Source organism: Martinezella miluonensis, assembly GCF_900094545.1.
Classification (GTDB): domain Bacteria; phylum Pseudomonadota; class Alphaproteobacteria; order Rhizobiales; family Rhizobiaceae; genus Rhizobium; species Rhizobium miluonense.
Map to the genome: position 1 here is coordinate 70,590 of NZ_FMAH01000023.1, position 18,221 is coordinate 88,810.

The window sequence follows — 18,221 nt, forward strand, 5'->3', positions numbered from 1 at the left end:
TGCTCCGAAACATTCAGCCATAAGCAAGCCATCTAGGTTAAGGCGCTTGCCAACTCCGTAAGGTGCGGCCCAAACCACCTATGCTATTTGCCGGCCGGTCCACCGCGCCTCCGGTCCAGGGGCGGTCGCATCACGACGGATGAAGTCTAGTAGATGCGTCTAATTGTGCGCTGCGGCATCAATATATGACGCATGGCAGGTTAAAATAGTCAGTTTTTCGGAAGTTGCCGCGTTTTTCTTCATGACCAAAAGTCATATTAATGCGGATCGCGAAGGCGATATCTGGATATACTGTTTCTTAATCAAGAACATCTAGATTTTTAAAGATGCAACCGGCTCAAATTGTTGTTGGCCGCTCGCGGAATCTTGTTTCTTTCAGAGGCACGTGGGGGCGCGCCGAGTGATCGCATCGCCACCCGATAAGGTGGTGATATGATTTTGAAATCTGCAACTAGCCGCAATATTCTCTCGGTAGCCGCATGCGGCGTAGTCGCGACGGTGGCAGCTTCCGCCATCCTTATTGACTCTGCATATACGAATATTCGCCAGTCGAGTCTCAATGAGATGCAGCAAATCGCCCGCACCACGGCAGCCGGGTCGGAAAAGACGCTTGGAGAGGCGATCACCGTCGTCAATTCGCTGGAAACGGTCCTGTCCACTATGAAGGACGCCGGCGACGCAAACCGGACGACAGCTGATAAAATCCTGAAGAATATGCTTGACGGCAATCCGACGGCGCTCGGCGTCTGGACGGGTTGGGAGCCGGACGCCTTCGATGGGAAGGACAAAGACTTCGCCGGCAAGGAAGGCCACGACGCAACCGGCCGCTATATTCCATATTGGGTTCGCAGCGGCGGCCAGATCACCCACGTCCCTCTTGCTGACTATACGGTGTCAGGCGCAGGGGACTACTACCAGCTCCCCTTCAACCAACGAAAGACCGTTGTCATAGAGCCTTATTCCTACGCGATCGACGGCAAGCAGGTGCTGATGACTTCCATCGCCAAGCCGATCATGGTCGATGGAAAGCCTGTGGGTGTTGCCGGCCTGGATATGGCTCTCGACGATGCTCAGAAGGCCATCTCCGCAATCCATCCCATGGGGACGGGCTTCATGAGCCTCGTTACCAACGGCGGAGGAATGATCAGCCATCCGGACGCTGCGCTCATCGGAAAGAACATAAAGGATGGCGGCGCCGAGACAGCAGGCTGGGATCGGCTGATTGCCAATCCCGGTACGGAACATGAAATAACCGGTCCTGATGGTGGGATTTATTTTGCCATCGCCGAGCCGGTGAAATTGACCGACACCATATCCTGGTATGCAGTTGTCGTGGTGCCGAAGGCCACGGTCTTCGCCCAGGTTAACAGTGTCGTCAGAAACGCTGTCGTGGTCACCTCGATCGCTGCCATTCTACTCGGACTTGCCGGCTGGCTGATTGCGCGGAAATTTATCCGTCGCATCGAGAACGTCATCGGCGAAACCGATCGGATCGCGAACGGTGACCTTAATGTCGCGTTGAAGGATCGCGAGGCTCGCGATGAAATCGGAGACCTCTCGCGCTCGCTGCACATCTTGCTGGAAAGCAACCGTGAGAAGGTCCGGCTGGAAGCCGAGGCGGAAGTCAGTCGCGCAACACAGGAGACAGAACGGGCCGAGCGTGCCCGTATCAACGACGCCCAGGAAGCGGAGGTGAAATTCGCCGTCGGTGAGCTTGCCGCCGGTCTCATACAGCTTTCGGACGGCAATATGACGGTCCGGCTCGACCAGCCCTTCACCTCGGCGCTTGATGCAATCCGCGGCAATTTCAATGCTTCGGTCGAGAAACTGCAAGCAGCCATGATCTCCTTCTCCGAAAACGCGTCGGTGATCCAGAGCGGGTCGGAGGAAATCCGCACAGGCGCGGACGATCTTGCGAAGCGGACGGAGCAGCAGGCGGCCTCTGTCGAGGAGACTGCTGCAGCGCTTGAGCAGATCACCACCTCGATCAAGGATTCCACAACGCGTGCGGAGGAGGCGGCAGCGCTGGTCGGACGCACGAAAGGCAATGCCGAGCGATCCGGCCAGATCGTCCATAGCGCTGTCGAAGCCATGACCGGCATCGAACAATCCTCCCAGTCGATCTCCAACATCATCGGCGTGATCGACGATATCGCCTTCCAGACAAACCTGCTGGCCCTCAACGCCGGTGTCGAAGCTGCTCGCGCTGGCGAAGCCGGCAAGGGTTTCGCCGTGGTAGCACAGGAGGTCAGGGAGCTGGCGCAGCGCTCCGCCACTGCGGCAAAGGAGATCAAGGCGTTGATCCATTCGTCTGGCGATCAGGTCAAAAAGGGCGTCAGCCTGGTCGACCAGACAGGCGAAGCACTGCGCGCGATCGTTCAGGAGGTCCAACTGATCGACACCAACGTGCAGGCGATCGTGCAATCGGCACGTGAGCAATCGACAGGCCTCCAGGAAATCAACACCGCCGTCAATCAGATGGACCACGCAACACAGAAGAACGCTGCGATGGTGGAGGAATCCAATGCGGCGACACACACGCTGGCCAGCGAGGTCTCATCGCTCTCTGCCCGCCTCGCCCAGTTCAAGTTAAGCACTGCTGCGGGGAGGGTGGTTTCGCTGGGTGCTTCCATGCAGAGAAAAAATGACACGGTCTCTCATGCCGCTCCGGCTGGCAGAGCTTCCGGCGCAGGCGCCCAGCCCTCCGGTCAGCGAGCATTGGGCGAGAAACTGAGATCTGCCTTCGGGAGAACCTCGCAGGCGGCAAGTCCGGTCTGGGAAGACTTCTGATCGGTTTTGATCCAAATCGGCCGTTCGGCAAGGCTATCGGACCTGCTCCGGAAGAGCGGGCACTACAAGCCTGCCGGCTGCCGAACGGTTCGCTGGTCAGATCGCGGTAAAGCCGTTGTCGACGAACAGGTGAATTCCGTTGACAAAGCTGGATTCATCCGAGGCGAGATAGAGAGCGGCTCGCGCCACATCTTCCGGTTCTCCAATCCGGCCCTGCTGTGCGGCGATCGCTTCATCCGAAACGTCGACGCCAAGCGCTTGCAGCTCGGCGACCTCGCGCAAGCCATGCGGCGTGCGGATAAAGCCCGGACAAACGGCGTTGCACCGAATGTTTCGATCACGGAATTCGACGGCAATGGCGCGCGCGAACATGTGAACAGCACCCTTCGTCGTATCGTAGAGTACCTCCATCGGCGTTGCCGCGACGGCCGAGATCGATGATGTGCAAACGATCGAGCCGCCACCTGCTGCAATCATCCCAGGCAGAACGGCTTTGGTCATCAGGAACATCGAGCGCACATTGACAGCGTGCAACCATTCCCAATCTTCGAGTGTGGTTTCGAGAAACGGTTTGATGACGATCGTGCCGGCGTGATTGAAGAGCACGGTCGCGGCACCGAAACGGTCCTCGATGCCTTTGACCGCAGCATTGACGGCTGCTTCGTCCGAAACGTCGGCAACCCAATAGTCGGCGGTGCCACCGGCATTGCGGATCGCCTGTACCGTCTCAGCCGCCGCGGCGCCATTTCGGTCGATAATCGCGACCTTTGCACCTTCGTCCGCAAACAGGCGCGAGGCGGCCCCACCCATCCCGGTCGCTCCCCCCGAAATGATCGCAATCTTGTTCTTGAGCCGGTCCGTCATTTCCCCCCCTTGGCGTTTCCCGCTTGGTGCGAACCAAAATGGCGCGCAGCACAAGTCGACGCTTCAAGGATCTCTTGAATCTTGGAGCTTGTCGACATCGTTCTGAAACAAGCGCATTCAATCGCCTCCGTTGCCTTGCTCCACATCGTCATTGATGTGCTCCGGCATTCACCGGCGCAGACCTGAAGGCCAAAACAAGCAGTGGCAGCGTTCGTGCGATGGTTTGTTACGCGGCTCGTGGCAGAAGGGATTTCAGGTTTGCGTGGGCCGCCAGCGCCTCGATTGGCGGAGTGACGCGCTTGGCAATCAGCATCTCGCTCAGCTTGATGTCCTTGGCGACTTTATTGCCAGGCCCGACGCCGCTTGCAGCGACCAGCCGCTGGTCTGCATCGAGATGAAACAGGATGAAGGCGCCGTCGCCCAGATCTCTCCGAACGGTCATCCGTCCCTCATCGACAAGACCTGCGATCTGTAGTGTGTGATCGAACTGGTCGGACCAGAAATAGGGGACGGCCTGAAAACTGCGTGCAGCGCCCATCAGATTAGCTGCTGCAAGAATGCCCTGATCCTGGGCATTGCGCCAGGCTTCGAGGCGCAGCCGGCGTCCGCCGTAGAGGGGATGCGGAAAGGAACAGCAGTCGCCGGCGGCATAGATATCCGTCACCGACGTTTCCAGGCGCTCGTTGACCGCAATGCCGTTATCGATTGCAATCCCGGCCTGAGCGGCAAGCTCGGTGCGCGGCTGCGCGCCGATCCCAACGACCAGCACATCCGCCGCGATCACATCTCCATCGGAAAGGGAGATACCGACCTGCTGCTCGTCCGCTTCGATCCCCAGAACCGCCACACCGCATTTCAAGGCCACGCCGTTGCGCTGATGCAGGGCTGCGATCGTTTCAGCGATCGATTCTGGCACGCCGCGCTTGAGAATGCGCTCCTGCGACTCGATGACCGTGACTCTCGCTCCACGCCTGCGCGCGGAGGCGGCGACCTCAAGACCGATGAAACCGCCCCCAAGCGCACCCACATGCATATCGGCACGGATCGAGGAGCGAAGCGCCAGCGCGTCGTCGATCGTTCTCAGATAAAGGATCCGGCCGCTGGAAGGCGCGTTCGGTAATTGCCTGGGTGTCGCCCCCGTCGTCAGCAGCAATTTGTCGTAAGGCAGCGCCCGGCCATCCGAGAGGATCAGCTGCTTTCCGGATGTGTCGATGGCGCTCGCCGATGCTCCGCCGATATGCTCGATTGCCTGCGCGCCCAGCACGGCGTCGTCGAGAACGGCGGACGCTTTGGGCTCTGCCTCATCGAGCAAAACCTGCTTGGAAAGCGGCGGCCGCTCGTAGGGAAGATGCACCTCGTCGCCGATGAGGGTAATGGAGTGCTCGTAGCCGTTCCCTCTGAGGCTCAGCGCGGCGCGGGCGCCGCATTCGCCGGCGCCGACGATGATGATGCCCGTATCGCCGCTCATACTCCGACACCGATCATGACGCGATCGCCTTCCACTCTGACCGGGTAGGTTCTCAGATTGATGCAGACCGGCGCGCCGCGTGCCTCGCCGGTCTTGTAGCTGAAGCGGCCATTGTGCTTCGGACACTCGATGATGTCGTCCATGACGAGCCCATCGGCCAAATGGATCTTTTCATGAGTGCAAAGCCCATCCGTCGCAAAATACTCGTCGTCAGGGCTGCGATAGATCGCAAAGGTTTTTCCGGCGTGATCGAAACGGACAACATCCTCCTGATCGATTTCATCGGCAGCGCAGGCATCAACCCAGGTCGTCATTTCTTCCTCCTCATTGCAGCTGTCACAAAACGCGAAAGCCATCATCTGATGCTGGGAGCAAGTCGACATTGCGCTTTGATCGCGCTTGGTTTTCTCCTCCCGGCTGGTTTAGAGCATGCGCGAGATAGGCCTTCACTTTCCACGCCGATTATGATCATTTTTCATCAAGGAGGAGCGGAATGAAGAAGGCACGTCTTGTGGATATCGCCGCGGCTGCAGGTGTCGGCATTGCGACCGTGGAGCGCGTTCTGAATGAACGCGGCAGCGTCAGGCCGCAGACAGCGGAAAAGGTGGTACTGGCAGCCAAGCGGCTGGGTTATAAGGGGCTGATACCAAGCCTTTATCGCGGCACGATCCGCATCGAGGTTGTCTTGGTGCGGCCGGAATCACCGTTCTTCAGCAGGCTCAATCGTGCTTTTGAGCGGGTCGCCGCCTCGTTGGATAGCTCGATTACAGTCCACCGGACCTTTATCGAAGAGAGCGACATCGAAAGATTTGCCGCACATATCGCCAATAGCGGCATTCGACGGCATGGCTTGATCGTCGTGGCCATCGATCATCCGAAAATCAGAGAGAGCTTGCGAAAGGCGCGCGCCGCCGGCATCGAAGTCGTCCAGATCGTCTCCTACCTCACCGGTAGGGATGACGTGTTCGTGGGGATCGACAATTATGCCGCGGGCCGAACCGCCGGATTCTACATGTCGCGCATGCTTCGGCATGCGAAGGGAAGCATCGTCGCTATCTGTCATAGCTGGGCTTATCAGATTCACAAGGAGCGCATTCGCGGCTTCTCCGATTATCTCGGGTCCGATGGCAGCTCCGCACTGCAGTTTTCAGAGGTGGTCTTCGGCCTGGATGACGATGTGAAATCCGCCGAGATGATGACGCAGGCGCTGCGTCGCTGTCCGGATATTGTCGGCGTCTACAATGCCGGCGGCGCCAATCTCGGCGTCGGCTCAGTGCTTCAGCGTCTTCGGGAACAGCGAGGAAGCGAGTTCGTCTGGATAGGGCATGAACTCAACGACGAGACTCGCCGCTTCATATCATCGGGGCTGATGACGCTCGTTCTCGATCAGGCGCCGGAAACCCAGGCAAGGCGCGCGTTGGATACCATCCTATCGCGAATGGGGATCATCGACGTGCCTGTCAGCGAGGACCCGGTGCCGTTCCTGACCTATACGGCAGAGAATATTGGCCAACATCAAGTCACCGATAAGTGATAAATCCGGAGCCTGCGGAAGGAGGGCCGCAGGCTCCGGTATTTCCCGCCATCATCAACCGCTTAAATCGGTGGCGGGGGGAGAGCGAAAATGATGCATATGGAACACTAAGGTCACTCGGCAGGGCCCTGATATCGTTGCAATAGCCGCAAAGATCTGGCCGGCCGTAGTCCGCCTCAGCTCGGTGTGCCGGAGCGGCGGGCCTGTTTCTCTGCATATTTCTTGGCGCGCTCCATGAAGCGCTTGTTCATACGGTCCTCGGCCTCTTTCGAGCCGTCGTGAAAGGTGCCGAACCACTGGTCGAGCGGGATGACACCGTCGGCGTAATTGCACTCGAAGAATTTGTGGTGGAGATAATGATCATAGGCGTGGGTATCGATCCCAGCATCCTCACTGATCACGATCTTGTCGAAGCCGGCATGGCCCGGTGCTGGAGCGAGAGCAGCATGCGTCAGATGGAACAAGGCGTGGATCGGATTGGACGGTACGATCCAATGGATGAGAACGCCCGAAAAATACAAAAGATGCTCGACTGGGTGCATCGCAAGCCCTGACCAGGGGCCGGGGTTGACGTTGTTGTGATGCAGCTTGTGGACCGCGTGGTAGAGCGGCGGCCAGTGGATCAGACGATGCACGAGATAGAAATGCAGATCGCGGAATGCCGGGATCAGCAGCATAATGACAATGCAATAGATCGGGTGCTCGGCAAAATCGACGTAGGGAATGATGCCATTCGCAAAGGCCCAAAGTGTCAGCACCTCGAAGGCCGTCCAGAGGGGTATGGCGCTTGCGAAGGTCCAGATTACATTGTCGACGGTCTGGTTGCCGAAGAGGAAGGCAGAGTTATCCTTCGACGGCCACTTGCTATTGTATTTGAAGCTCGTGCCCTGCTTCTTCTGCATATAAAGGCGCAGGTGAAAGGCGCCGAAGAACAGGAAAACCAAGGTGGCATTGCGCAGGAGAAGATAGGCGATCCAGCCCGGCGCCAGTGTTTTCATCGTCTCCATGGAGGGCGTCGCATAGAGCCACAACAACGTCGCGACAACGGCGTAGACGACATTCCAGGGCATCAGGTAGCCGGGATAGCCGAAGAACCATTTCAGGAATGCGATCGGTTTGGCCGGCCAGATGAAGACAGGCGGATATTGCAGAAGCTTGTTGGGTTTCCAGTCCCCGCGCTTGTCGCGCGTGCCGTATAGCGTGTCGTCCATGAGGTGCCTCCCAGTTGGCGGAACTATGCGGTCAGTGTCAGCGGCGTCGGCTGGAAACGACAGCATTGATTTGATGAAATTTGCTCACGGCGGCGGAAAGTGCGCCAGCCTGAAGTCGGGGGCGAGAAGGAGAGACCGGAGGCCACTCCTTCCCGTGCATCGCCAGCCGTGCTCCTCGTTGCCGGCGCTTGCCTCTTCAGTTGAGGCTTTCGAACTGAACCATGTTGTCCTTCGTCACCAGCTTGAAGGGGATCCAGACTTCCCTGTCGATTTGCTCGCCCTTGATCGCCTTCACCGCTGTATCGATGGCGCCACGGCCTTGCGCCTTGGCGTCCTGGAATACGGTTACCTTGAGATCGCCTGATTTCATTGCCTGCAGCGCATCCGGCGTCGCATCGATACCTGCAACGATCGTCTTGTCGGTCGAGCCGCCGGCGTTCTTGATCGCGGAAATAGCGCCCAGCGCCATCTCGTCGTTATTGGCGATGACGGCATTGAATGTCAGGCCGGAGGTCAGCCAGTTCGAAACGAGATCGGCGCCATCGACACGGCTCCAATTGCCCACCTGCTCGCGCACCACCTTGATGCCGCTGCATTCGCTTGATTTCAGTACGTCATGCACGTCCTGCGTTCTCTGGCGCGCGGCCTGGCTGCTGAGGTCGCCGACCATGACGACGACATCGCCCTTGCCGCCGAGCATGCGACAGACTTCCTTGGTCTGGAGCGTGCCGGATTCGGTTTCATTCGATCCGACGAAGGCCTGCTTCTTTGCGAGCGTCGTCAGGTCGGTCGGCTGGATGTTGACGTAGATCAGCGGAATGCCGGCCTCTTCTGCTATCTTGCTCATGGCCGGCGTGCCGTCTGAATCCACCGGATCGACAATAATGGCCGAGACGCCGCCGGCTGCGAAGTTGCGCACCTGATCGAGCTGCTTGTTGACGTCGTTGGCGGCGTCCACCACCTGCAGGTCGAGGCTCTTGGTCTTGGCATAGTCCTGCATGCCATTGGCGATCAAGGTCTGGAAATTGGTCGTGAGGTAGCCCATAGAGACGCCGATCCGATCGGCGGCATGAGCTTGTGACGACAGCACGAGAGCGAGCGCGCTTGCACTCAAAAACTTGAACATGTTTTCCTCCCAGGAAACTGCGGCCCAAGTGACCGCTAGGCAAGAGTTAACGATGGAGCCGGTCGGCGTCCGAGAGTATTTTGATGAAAAACCATCACGCCGCTGGCTCTCGGCCAAGCGAATACATCCGCTTTGCAATGAAACGCGGCCATGATCAAAACCCATCATCGCGCTGACTGGCAAAGCCATCGAATTCATGATCTGAGCAGCTTACTGGTACGGGAGGAACTATGCAGGATTTGCTCATATTCCAGTCGCTTTGGTCCATGGAGCGACGCAGCGCACGATTTCCGGAGCTTTCTCTGGAGGAGAATATCGAAAAGATCGCCGCCGCCGGTTTCGATGGCATCAGCACCCATTGGTATGATCGCAATCTCGTTGCTCGTATTGCAGGCCTCCTCAAGCAGCATGGTCTGCAGGCGGAGGGGCAATGCTTCCCAAAGACCGTCGACGATCTAAAGCCCGCGCTAGAGGTCGCCGCCGAATACAATGTCCATCATATCTGTCTCCAGCCCGACGTGCGGTTGCGGCGGCTTGAAGATTGCATTCCCCTGCTGGAAGGCTGGCAACGGCTGGCGGAAGAGGCCGGCATCGACGTCTGGATCGAGACGCATCGCGACCGGATGACGACGGATCTGTTCTTCACGCTCGACCTGCTCGATCGGCTGCCGGACCTGCAGCTGCTGGGCGACATCTCCCATTTCCTGGTCGGCCGGGAATTCGCCTGGCCCGTATCCGACGAAAATCACGCCCTTATTCATCGGATACTGGATAGTTCCTGGGCCTTTCACGGCCGCGTTGCTTCCCGTGAGCAGGTCCAGATCGAGATTTCCTTTCCGCATCACAGGCCTTGGGTCGATCTTTTCCTCGGCTGGTGGGACTATGGCTTCAGGAGCTGGCGCAAACGCGCGGCCAAGGATGCGACGCTTGCCTTCACCTGCGAGTTGGGACCGAAACCCTATGCCATCACCGGAAGGGACGGCGAAGACACCACCGATCGGTGGGAAGAATCCCTGCTTATGAGGCAGGAAATACGTGATTTGTGGGCAAAGACGTCAAGCTAGCAAATCAAACGAAATATCAGCGATAGACTACTGATTCTGGAGGGATTTCCATGGACGTAAGAGCAGCCGTAGCGGTGCAGGCCGGCAAGCCGCTTGAGGTGATGACGGTTCAGCTTGAGGGGCCAAGAGCCGGCGAAGTGCTGATCGAGGTCAAGGCGACCGGTATCTGCCATACCGACGATTTCACCCTGTCGGGGGCCGATCCCGAAGGCCTGTTCCCGGCCATCCTCGGCCATGAGGGTGCCGGCATCGTCGTCGATGTCGGACCGGGGGTGACCTCGGTGAAGAAGGGCGATCATGTCATTCCGCTCTATACGCCCGAATGCCGCGAATGCCCCTCCTGCCTCAGCCGGAAGACCAATCTGTGCACGGCGATCCGCTCGACCCAGGGCCAGGGCCTGATGCCGGACGGCACCTCGCGCTTCTCGATCGGCAAGGACAAGATCCATCACTATATGGGCTGCTCGACCTTCGCCAATTACACCGTGCTGCCGGAGATTGCCGTTGCCAAGGTCAACCCGGACGCGCCTTTCGACAAGATCTGCTATATCGGCTGCGGCGTCACCACCGGCATCGGTGCGGTCATCAACACCGCCAAGGTGGAGATGGGCGCAACGGCGATCGTCTTCGGTCTCGGCGGCATCGGCCTCAACGTCATCCAGGGCCTCAGGCTTGCCGGCGCCGACATGATCATCGGCGTCGATCTCAACAACGACAAGAAGGAATGGGGCGAGCGCTTCGGCATGACGCATTTCGTCAATCCGAAGGAGGTCGGCGACGACATCGTGCCCTATCTCGTCAACATGACGAAGCGCGGTGCCGACCAGATCGGCGGCGCCGACTATACCTTCGACTGCACCGGCAACACCAAGGTGATGCGCCAGGCGCTGGAAGCCTCGCATCGCGGCTGGGGCAAGTCGGTGGTCATCGGCGTTGCCGGCGCCGGCCAGGAGATCTCGACGCGTCCGTTCCAGCTGGTGACGGGCCGCTCGTGGATGGGGACGGCCTTCGGCGGCGCCCGCGGCCGCACCGATGTGCCGAAGATCGTCGACTGGTACATGGAAGGCAAGATCGAGATCGATCCGATGATCACCCACACCATGCCGCTGGAAGACATCAACAAGGGCTTCGAGCTCATGCATTCCGGAAAGAGTGTCAGGGGCGTCGTCATCTACTGACGGGGTCGGCAAGCTAGTCGGAAATTTATTGGCAATCCGAGCGACGGATATGCCGATGACCATCGTTCAAGAATCACGCCGATCTCGGGATGAGGTCGGCGGCTTGAACAGAATGGCCTTCAGGCAAAAGGATATGCCCATGACCCGCAAGCTGCTAAGTGTGACCGCCGCCGCTCTCTTCGCCCTGTCCTCGGCGACTGTGGTTTTTGCACAGACGACCACACCTGCGACCACCGCAACGCAGGCTCCCGTCACCGCCCCATCCGCTTCGGCACCATCTTCGGCCATGCCGTCGAAGGATGAAATCAAAACGGCGCGGCAGGCCTGCCGACAGGATGCGACCGGACAGGGCCTCAAGGGTCAGGCACGCAGGGATTCGGTCAAGAGCTGCCTTCAGCAGAAGTACCCGGTCCTGGCGAAGCGCAAGACCTGTCACGATCAAGGCACGGCCAAGGGTCTGGAAAAGAAAGCGCTGCGCGACTTCGTCAAGCAGTGCATCGCTGCTGGCTAAGCTGCGGCGAACCTCTGCTCGGATTTCCATCCGCCACCAAAATATGGTCCGTCAATATCGGGCGGACCATGGCATCCCAGGCAAGAGCCAGTTCTTCCACAGCGCACCCTTTTCTAGAAGACGATCGTCCTTATCTCTTTGTCAGGGCAATATGTTTCGGGGCGCACAGTGTTTTTTCACAGGGACCAGCTTTCATTCGGTATCGTCTTGCCGGCTCAGACGAGAACGCTTGCCGATGTGCAATTCGATGTTCAGCTCGGCATCGCTGGCCATGCCGACAGATTAGGCTTCGATGCATTGTGGGTGAGGGATGTTCCCCTCAACAGCGAGAGCTATCCCGACCCGATCGGACATGCGGATCCATGGGTTTTCCTCGGAGCGCTGGCGACCGCCACTTCCAATATCCGCCTGGCGACGGGCGCAATCGTCCTGCCGTTGCGGCATCCTCTTCATATTGCCAAGGCTTCGCTTTCTGTCGCGGCCCTCTCCAAGGGACGGTTTGTTCTGGGGCTCGGCTCCGGCGACCGGCCCAGCGAATATGAAATGTTCGGCAGAGACGTTGAAAGCCGCAAGGCTCTTTTCCAGACCCATTGGGAGCGCCTTGCCGCAGCGCTGCGCCCCGATCAAGCCGTCATCAATGAAGATGGCCAAGTTCGGGGCGATTTCGCCATAAGGCCGAGCTTGCAGGGGACGAGCATCCCGATGGTGGCGGTAGGTTCGTCGGCACAATCGCTTGAATGGATCGCGCGAAACGCGGCGGGATGGATGACATATTATCGTTCGCTGTCCGTGCAGAAAGATCGGTTGACGCTCTGGCGCAACGCGCAAACGAAGGTCACGACCGAGTTTCGTGGTTTCGGCCAGTCCATGGTTCTGGAACTGCTCGACAAACCCGATGCGACATATGAGGAGATCAATCTTGGAGGCAGGACAGGTAGACGAGGGCTGATCGATACACTGTCGGCCATGCGCGAGGCCGGCATTCAGCATGTCGCATTCAACCTGATTTCGGAAGGCAGACCGGCCACCGAGGTTATGGATGAAATCGCCGCAGATATCATGCCGGCGCTGCGCTAGGCGACTGCATTGTCAACCCGGCTGCTGCAGATTCGGCAATGTCGTAGTCTGCGAGAGACGCAAGTTACCATCGCCAGATAGCATAAAGATAGTTTCATTTTAAAACTACGAAGGGCGAAAATTCGCCCGGCTCACCGTTTCAGATCTATAACTCAGTCGAAGCGCCGTTAGGACTGACGGATGAAGTCCGAGATCAAGCTGGCGACTGTATTTGGGGCGTCCTCAAAACAGTAGTGCCCAACGCCGGGCAGGCGGATGGTCTGGGCGGCCGGGAAGATGGCCGCAAACAGCGGTAGGAAATGCTCGGCGCCAAGCGTGCGGTCCGCGTCTCCCCAGATTGCCAAGGCGGGTTTGGTGCGGATCGCCTGGTTGGCCGCGGCATCGGGCGTCTCGAAGCTATGGGCGCCGGTGGCAAAGCCCTTTGCCCAGCCGATCGCACCAACGCAGTCTGCTGGATCCGCGAAGGGCGCGCTATAGGCGGAAATCCAGCCATCGTTGATGATGGCATTGTTCTCGAAGCCGTTGAGCTTGAGCGTGCTCAGGATATTGAAGCCAAGCTGTCCAAGCACCGCCTCGAGACTGCCTTTCGCATCCGCTTGCATGATCCATTGGAACCAGGGCGAGGTGCTGGCATTTGCCAGGACCCTGTCGAGAAGATCTGCTTGGCCGAACGGCGTTGGTGCATTGGCTGAGATCACCCGCCGAATCCGGCCTGGATGCCGGGCAGCAAGCCCCATGCCGACCGGGCCGCCGAAATCGTGCATGACGAGCGTAATTTCGTTCAGATCGAGCGCGAGCACGAAGCGCTCCAGGTTGTCGATGTGATCCTGAAGCCAGTAGCTACGGTCTTGCGGCGTTTCGCTCCTGCCGAAGCCCATATGGTCCGGCACGATCACCCGATGTGTCTGGCTGAGGACAGGAATCAGGTGGCGGAACAGATAGCCCCAGGTGGGTTCGCCATGCAGGCATAGCACGACCCCACCGTCTCGCGGTCCTTCATCGACATAGTGCATCCGAAAACCGGGTGCGTGGGTGTAGTGCGGCGCGAATGGAAACGTGCCGCCGAAAGTGGCGTCGGATGTGTTCATGGGAGAGAGTTCTTTCGCTGAGGGGCGGCTGCGCGCGATGGTCGTCACGCAGCTCGCTGTGAGGCTAAGCGTTGGGTTTTCGGCGTGTTTCTAAAGCGTCGCCGCAAACCGCTTGATATGGGCTGCAATCGCCTCCGCCTGCTCCTCAAGCGCGAAGTGGCCGGTGTCGAGGAGGTTGAAATCGGCTTTCGGCAAGTCTCTTTGATAGGGGTAGGCGCCAGAGGGCGGGAAGATGCTGTCGTTTTGGCCCCAAACGATCAGCGCCGGCGGCTGATGCTTGCGGAAGTAGCCTTGCCATTCCGGATAGAGATCCGGATTGGTCCGATAATCAAAGATGAGATCGAGCATGATCTCCTTGTTGCCGGGGCGGTCCAGGAGAGCTTTTTGCAGCACCCAGCTGTCAGGGCTTATGTTCGAGATGTCTTTGACGCCGTGGGTGTAGTTCCACTTCAGCGCCTCATCCGAGGTGGCTTCCTCGCGAATTTTCCGGAAATTTTCCGGCGAGGGATCGCGCCATAGCGTCCTGGGCAGTTCCCAAAAGCTGTCTGGCAAACCTTCCTCGTAGGCATTGGCATTTTGGACGATCAGAAACGAGACCTTCTCGGGGTGCCGCGTGGCGAGGCGATATCCGACCGGACCGCCGAAGTCCTGCATGTAGATCGCGTATTTCCCGAGGCCGATCCTGTCGGTGAATTTCTCCATCACGTCAGCCAGGTGGTCGAAGGTGTAGGAGAACTCGTCGCGGGATGGCGCCGAGCTGTAACCGAAGCCCGGATAGTCGGGAGCAATGAGATGAAACTGATCGGCCAGGCGATCGATCAGCTCGCGGAACATGAAAGAGGATGCGGGAAAACCGTGCAGGAGCAGGATTGCAGGGCGATTGGCGTCGCCTGCCTCCCGATAGAAGATTTCGACCCCGTCAACGTCGATGCGGCGATACTGCGTCATGGGAACTCCTCCATTATTCCAGCTATGTGGCTGCAAGCAGGTGTGGTTGCAGATTAAAACCACAAGCCGTGTATCACTTGAGGTTTTAGTTTGCAACCTCTATATTTTTGAGGGGTGGATCGCGTTGATCACTCCGGACGTCGATAAATAGAGTGCGAGCCGAAGGCGATGGCAAAGAGAATTAGTCATAAGGATTCGATATGCGGCGTCGCGAGGCCGCTTGATGCCATTGGCGATTGGTGGTCTTTGCTGATCGTCCGCGACGCCTTCAACGGCCTGCGGCGCTTCGGAGAGTTTCAGAAGAGCCTGGGTCTTGCGAAGAACATTCTTTCAGCCCGGCTACGCAATCTCGTGGACTACGGCATCATGGATGTAGCGCCTGCATCGGATGGCAGCCCCTATCAGGAATATGTGCTTACGGAGAAGGGGCGAGGCCTATTTCCGCTTCTTGTCGCCCTTCGGCAATGGGGCGAAGATTTCTTCTTCGAACCCGGCGAGAAGCATGTGCTTCTGGTCGATCGCAAGGTTGGTATGCCGGTGCGAAAGCTGGAGCTTCGCTCGCAGGACGGCCGGGTGTTGGGACCGGAGGACACCGTCGTGACATGGGTACCAGAAGCAGGTGACGTGAAGCCCGCGCCGTAAGAACGGCGCTCGAGGATTGCCGCGATGTCGCAGCCCGCGAGATCAACGCGTTTGCGTCATGACTGGCATGGAATCACGCTATTCCCATTGGACGGGCGGGAAACAGATGTTCGGCCATCAGGTCGATGAAGGCGCTGACCTTCAGCAAAATCTATGAGGTCGACGGACACAATATGCGGAATGGGATCGCATTGTTCCCAAGTCGACCACTCGCCCAGAATCGTTGTCGGCTCGCCGCCGGAGAATGCCGCTTCTTAAGCTCCGATCAGTTTCTTGCTCTACGCAAGGTTTCCGAAGGGCTTTTTGTATGGGCAGCCGACAGCACTCGATCCCAGCCGCGCGCCGGAAGGTGCCGCGATCCTATGGCTGCAATTGCCCGATACGCCCCGTTTCATCAAGGGCGATGCCGCTGGCGAAATCGAGTGCCCCGCCGATGGCCGCTGGACAGAGGTATTGCGCGAAGCCTTTGCCGACCGCATCGAGGCCATGCTGCGCCGTCACATCGAGAATTTCGACGAAGCCTTGCTTTCACGACGCTGCTATTCCCCCCCGCGATCTGGAGGTCCTGAATGTCAATCTCGTCGGCGGCGACCCCTATGGCGGCTTCTGCGGGCTCGACCAATTCTTCCTCTGGCGCCCGTTCAAGACCTCGATCAATCACAAGACCCATGTGCCCGGCCTGTATCACATCGGCGCATCGAGCCACCCCGGACCTGGCTTGGCGGGAGGATCAGGTTTCCTGCTGGCGTCGTCACTGAAATAGACGGCGGCTGTTCGCGCGAGAAGAATTGACGGCGGTGTCGGCTTCATCTCGCTTCAGCGACGATCTAAAGTCGAGGCCTGGAGTCCGATAATCGACTGAGCATCGGCCAAAGCTCACTTCCCAAGATCCTTGTATTGCGACGGCGCTCTCTTTCGCCCCGCACCTCGACTGCGCGAACTTCCTTTGATGGATTTAATGCAAGGGTAGAGCGTTTCGCAATGAGCCTGCCCATCCGGGCAGGTTCGCTAAGTCTGCGGCAAATGCTAATATTCTAAATACCGGCTCGGGCACCACCTACGAGCCGGATTGCGCAGCGTCCGGCGACGATAGCCATGCCCCAATCATTGTCGTCGGACACGCGCCCTTTTTCTCAGCAAGCCAATGTGCTCTTTGCTGCGGCCGACGGGTCGTGATCTTGATCCTCCTGCTCCCGCCGCCCTTCTTCTCCTGCATGCCCGTTGGTTTGAGCAAATGAAGGCTGCCAGTTCAGTTTCATAGCGCGCATCGAGCGTCGCCTCCGGGCGCTCAGCACCAAGACATTACGTGAGCCTTGCAAAAGCAGCATGCCTCGCTTGCAGGCATGTGCATTTTATTTAGGCGGGTAAATGCATATCTAGCGGTCAGACACAAAGGAGACAGAGATGAGAGTTATCGAGAAGATTAAACGTTTTTCCGCAGTCCGCAAAGCAATCCGTGAGCTTTCCGCATTGGACGACCATGCGCTCGCCGATCTTGGCATTTCCCGTTCGCATATCGCTTATGCGGTCAACGGAACCCGTGGCATCTAAGCGTTATCCGGACGCTTTTCCTGCCGGCTGATCGAACTGAGCGAACCGTGAAGCGGATTGGGATGGAAACATCCCGTTGTTGCCGCCGGCTCGCTGAGAACTAGCTTTCCAGAAGCACAGCGGAGGTTTCTGGAGTTTCCAGGCGGCTTTAATGCCGCCATTTGACTTTGCCCCGTGCAGTTTATCTCAACGGCGAAGACATGCTCCGAACCAGCATCCCCGCAATGAGCCGGCCCTGGTAGTTTACCGCACACGCTGGCCTCGCGAGACGTCGCCGCAAGGGTTTATCCGATGCAGTCTCGGCACGGCTGGCTTCGGTATCTCAATCGCCAATTCCGGCCTCTATAGCGATAGTCCGCCAGACTGCTGTTTCGCATCGGATAACGATACCATCAACATTGCCAATGACGCCGTCTCTTAGACAAGGATAGGCAGGCCAGTGCGAAGCCGGCCAATCAGGGCGAATGATATGTCGTTGCCCATTGCAGAGAGTTTAGTTTGGCGCTCCTATTCGCGCGGCAGGACACCGCGCAAAACCGTTTCAGCGATCGTCTGGGCCGCCATTTCATAGTCCTCGACTTTCAACCGGGACTTTTTCAAGCCATCGGCGGCAATCGGTTCGAACTCGGCGTAGAACTGCGTTGACGCCCAGAGCATGATGAACAGGTGTCGGGGATCGACTGGCAGGATTTTGCCTTCGGCAATCCAGCCCTCGATCACGGCGACATGCTTATCAGTGACGTCGCGAATATGCTGGCGATCCTTCTTCTTCAGAAAGCGAGCACCCTGGATGATTTCGCTGGCAAAGAGCCGGGTCTCGGCGATGTTCTTGCGGGTATAATCGAGCTTGGCGCGAATGTAGAGGCGAAAGGCATCGGCCGGCTCGCGATCGGCGGTGATGAATTTCAGTGCGTTGTCCCATCCGTCGAGCAGGTGAGCGATGATCGCTGTGTAGATCTGCTCCTTCGACGAAAAGTAGTAATAGACGTTTGCCTTCGGCAAGCCGGAGGCTTCCGCGATTTCTGCAATCCGGGTGCCGTCATAGCCCTTGCGCGAAAAGATCTCGATTCCAGCCTTGATGATCAGCCGAATGTTGCGCTCGCGGATTTTTTCGTCCGGTTCATTGTGTTCGCGTGGCATGCCCGCTCCGTCTTCCAATTTCCCATGCT

At 58.4% G+C, this 18,221-nt stretch carries 15 protein-coding genes and 2 pseudogenes; 9 read left to right on the forward strand and 8 right to left on the reverse strand.

The window, feature by feature from the left end:
• Positions 1-432 precede the first annotated feature (432 nt).
• On the forward strand, positions 433-2,790 hold the full coding sequence (locus GA0061102_RS18595) for a methyl-accepting chemotaxis protein (protein ID WP_092851946.1): 2,358 nt from the start codon (positions 433-435) through the stop codon (positions 2,788-2,790).
• A 96-nt stretch (positions 2,791-2,886) separates the two neighbouring features.
• On the opposite strand, the gene GA0061102_RS18600 is transcribed toward GA0061102_RS18595, so the two are convergent.
• The 3 genes from GA0061102_RS18600 to GA0061102_RS18610 form a co-directional block, all read right to left on the reverse strand.
• The gene (locus tag GA0061102_RS18600) at positions 2,887-3,654 is read right to left on the reverse strand and encodes an SDR family NAD(P)-dependent oxidoreductase (protein WP_092851949.1); all 768 of its coding nucleotides are present in this window, start codon (positions 3,652-3,654) and stop codon (positions 2,887-2,889) included.
• 226 nt (positions 3,655-3,880) lie between these two features.
• Positions 3,881-5,122, reverse strand: a complete 1,242-nt coding sequence (locus GA0061102_RS18605; RefSeq protein WP_092851951.1) for an NAD(P)/FAD-dependent oxidoreductase — start codon at positions 5,120-5,122, stop codon at positions 3,881-3,883.
• On the reverse strand, positions 5,119-5,436 hold the full coding sequence (locus tag GA0061102_RS18610; RefSeq protein WP_092852014.1) for a MocE family 2Fe-2S type ferredoxin: 318 nt from the start codon (positions 5,434-5,436) through the stop codon (positions 5,119-5,121). The genes GA0061102_RS18605 and GA0061102_RS18610 overlap by 4 nt, the downstream gene beginning before the upstream one ends.
• A gap of 179 nt (positions 5,437-5,615) precedes the next feature.
• Here GA0061102_RS18610 and GA0061102_RS18615 point away from each other — a divergent pair, with 179 nt between their 5' ends.
• Complete coding sequence (locus tag GA0061102_RS18615; protein WP_092851953.1) at positions 5,616-6,656, forward strand: LacI family DNA-binding transcriptional regulator; 1,041 nt, start codon at positions 5,616-5,618, stop codon at positions 6,654-6,656.
• A gap of 176 nt (positions 6,657-6,832) precedes the next feature.
• Here the strand turns inward: GA0061102_RS18615 and GA0061102_RS18620 are convergent, their stop codons facing one another.
• Positions 6,833-7,867 (reverse strand): sterol desaturase family protein, encoded by a 1,035-nt coding sequence (locus GA0061102_RS18620; RefSeq protein WP_092851955.1) that lies wholly within the window; start codon positions 7,865-7,867, stop codon positions 6,833-6,835.
• A 196-nt stretch (positions 7,868-8,063) separates the two neighbouring features.
• A complete protein-coding gene (locus GA0061102_RS18625) occupies positions 8,064-8,993 on the reverse strand; it encodes a sugar ABC transporter substrate-binding protein (RefSeq protein WP_092851957.1) in 930 nt (309 codons plus the stop codon).
• A gap of 230 nt (positions 8,994-9,223) precedes the next feature.
• On the opposite strand from GA0061102_RS18625, the gene GA0061102_RS18630 reads away from it, so the two are divergent.
• The 4 genes from GA0061102_RS18630 (at position 9,224) to GA0061102_RS18645 (ending at position 12,823) form a co-directional block, all read left to right on the forward strand.
• On the forward strand, positions 9,224-10,057 hold the full coding sequence (locus GA0061102_RS18630) for a sugar phosphate isomerase/epimerase family protein (protein WP_092851959.1): 834 nt from the start codon (positions 9,224-9,226) through the stop codon (positions 10,055-10,057).
• Positions 10,058-10,107: 50 nt separating this feature from the next.
• Entirely contained in the window at positions 10,108-11,235 is a 1,128-nt protein-coding gene (locus GA0061102_RS18635; RefSeq protein WP_092851961.1) for an S-(hydroxymethyl)glutathione dehydrogenase/class III alcohol dehydrogenase, read from the forward strand.
• A gap of 139 nt (positions 11,236-11,374) precedes the next feature.
• Positions 11,375-11,746, forward strand: coding sequence for a PsiF family protein (locus GA0061102_RS18640; protein ID WP_092852016.1), 372 nt, complete (start codon positions 11,375-11,377; stop codon positions 11,744-11,746).
• A gap of 168 nt (positions 11,747-11,914) precedes the next feature.
• Positions 11,915-12,823 (forward strand): TIGR03571 family LLM class oxidoreductase, encoded by a 909-nt coding sequence (locus GA0061102_RS18645; protein WP_092851963.1) that lies wholly within the window; start codon positions 11,915-11,917, stop codon positions 12,821-12,823.
• Between the two features lie 167 nt (positions 12,824-12,990).
• On the opposite strand, the gene GA0061102_RS18650 is transcribed toward GA0061102_RS18645, so the two are convergent.
• Positions 12,991-13,911: an alpha/beta fold hydrolase gene (locus GA0061102_RS18650; protein ID WP_092851965.1), complete on the reverse strand. Its 921-nt coding sequence runs from the start codon at positions 13,909-13,911 to the stop codon at positions 12,991-12,993.
• Between the two features lie 90 nt (positions 13,912-14,001).
• Positions 14,002-14,859 (reverse strand): alpha/beta fold hydrolase, encoded by an 858-nt coding sequence (locus GA0061102_RS18655; RefSeq protein WP_092851967.1) that lies wholly within the window; start codon positions 14,857-14,859, stop codon positions 14,002-14,004.
• A gap of 168 nt (positions 14,860-15,027) precedes the next feature.
• Here GA0061102_RS18655 and GA0061102_RS18660 point away from each other — a divergent pair, with 168 nt between their 5' ends.
• The 3 genes and pseudogenes from GA0061102_RS18660 to GA0061102_RS34075 all read left to right on the forward strand — a co-directional run.
• Positions 15,028-15,501 (forward strand): winged helix-turn-helix transcriptional regulator, encoded by a 474-nt coding sequence (locus GA0061102_RS18660; RefSeq protein ID WP_092851969.1) that lies wholly within the window; start codon positions 15,028-15,030, stop codon positions 15,499-15,501.
• Positions 15,502-15,810: 309 nt separating this feature from the next.
• Positions 15,811-16,264 (forward strand): annotated as a pseudogene (locus GA0061102_RS18665) (phytoene desaturase family protein); the annotation flags it as partial.
• Between the two features lie 641 nt (positions 16,265-16,905).
• Positions 16,906-16,968, forward strand: a pseudogene (locus GA0061102_RS34075) (hypothetical protein); the annotation flags it as partial.
• A 591-nt stretch (positions 16,969-17,559) separates the two neighbouring features.
• Here the strand turns inward: GA0061102_RS34075 and GA0061102_RS18675 are convergent.
• Positions 17,560-18,192: a TetR family transcriptional regulator C-terminal domain-containing protein gene (locus GA0061102_RS18675; RefSeq protein WP_092851973.1), complete on the reverse strand. Its 633-nt coding sequence runs from the start codon at positions 18,190-18,192 to the stop codon at positions 17,560-17,562.
• Between the last annotated feature and the right edge of the window lie 29 nt (positions 18,193-18,221).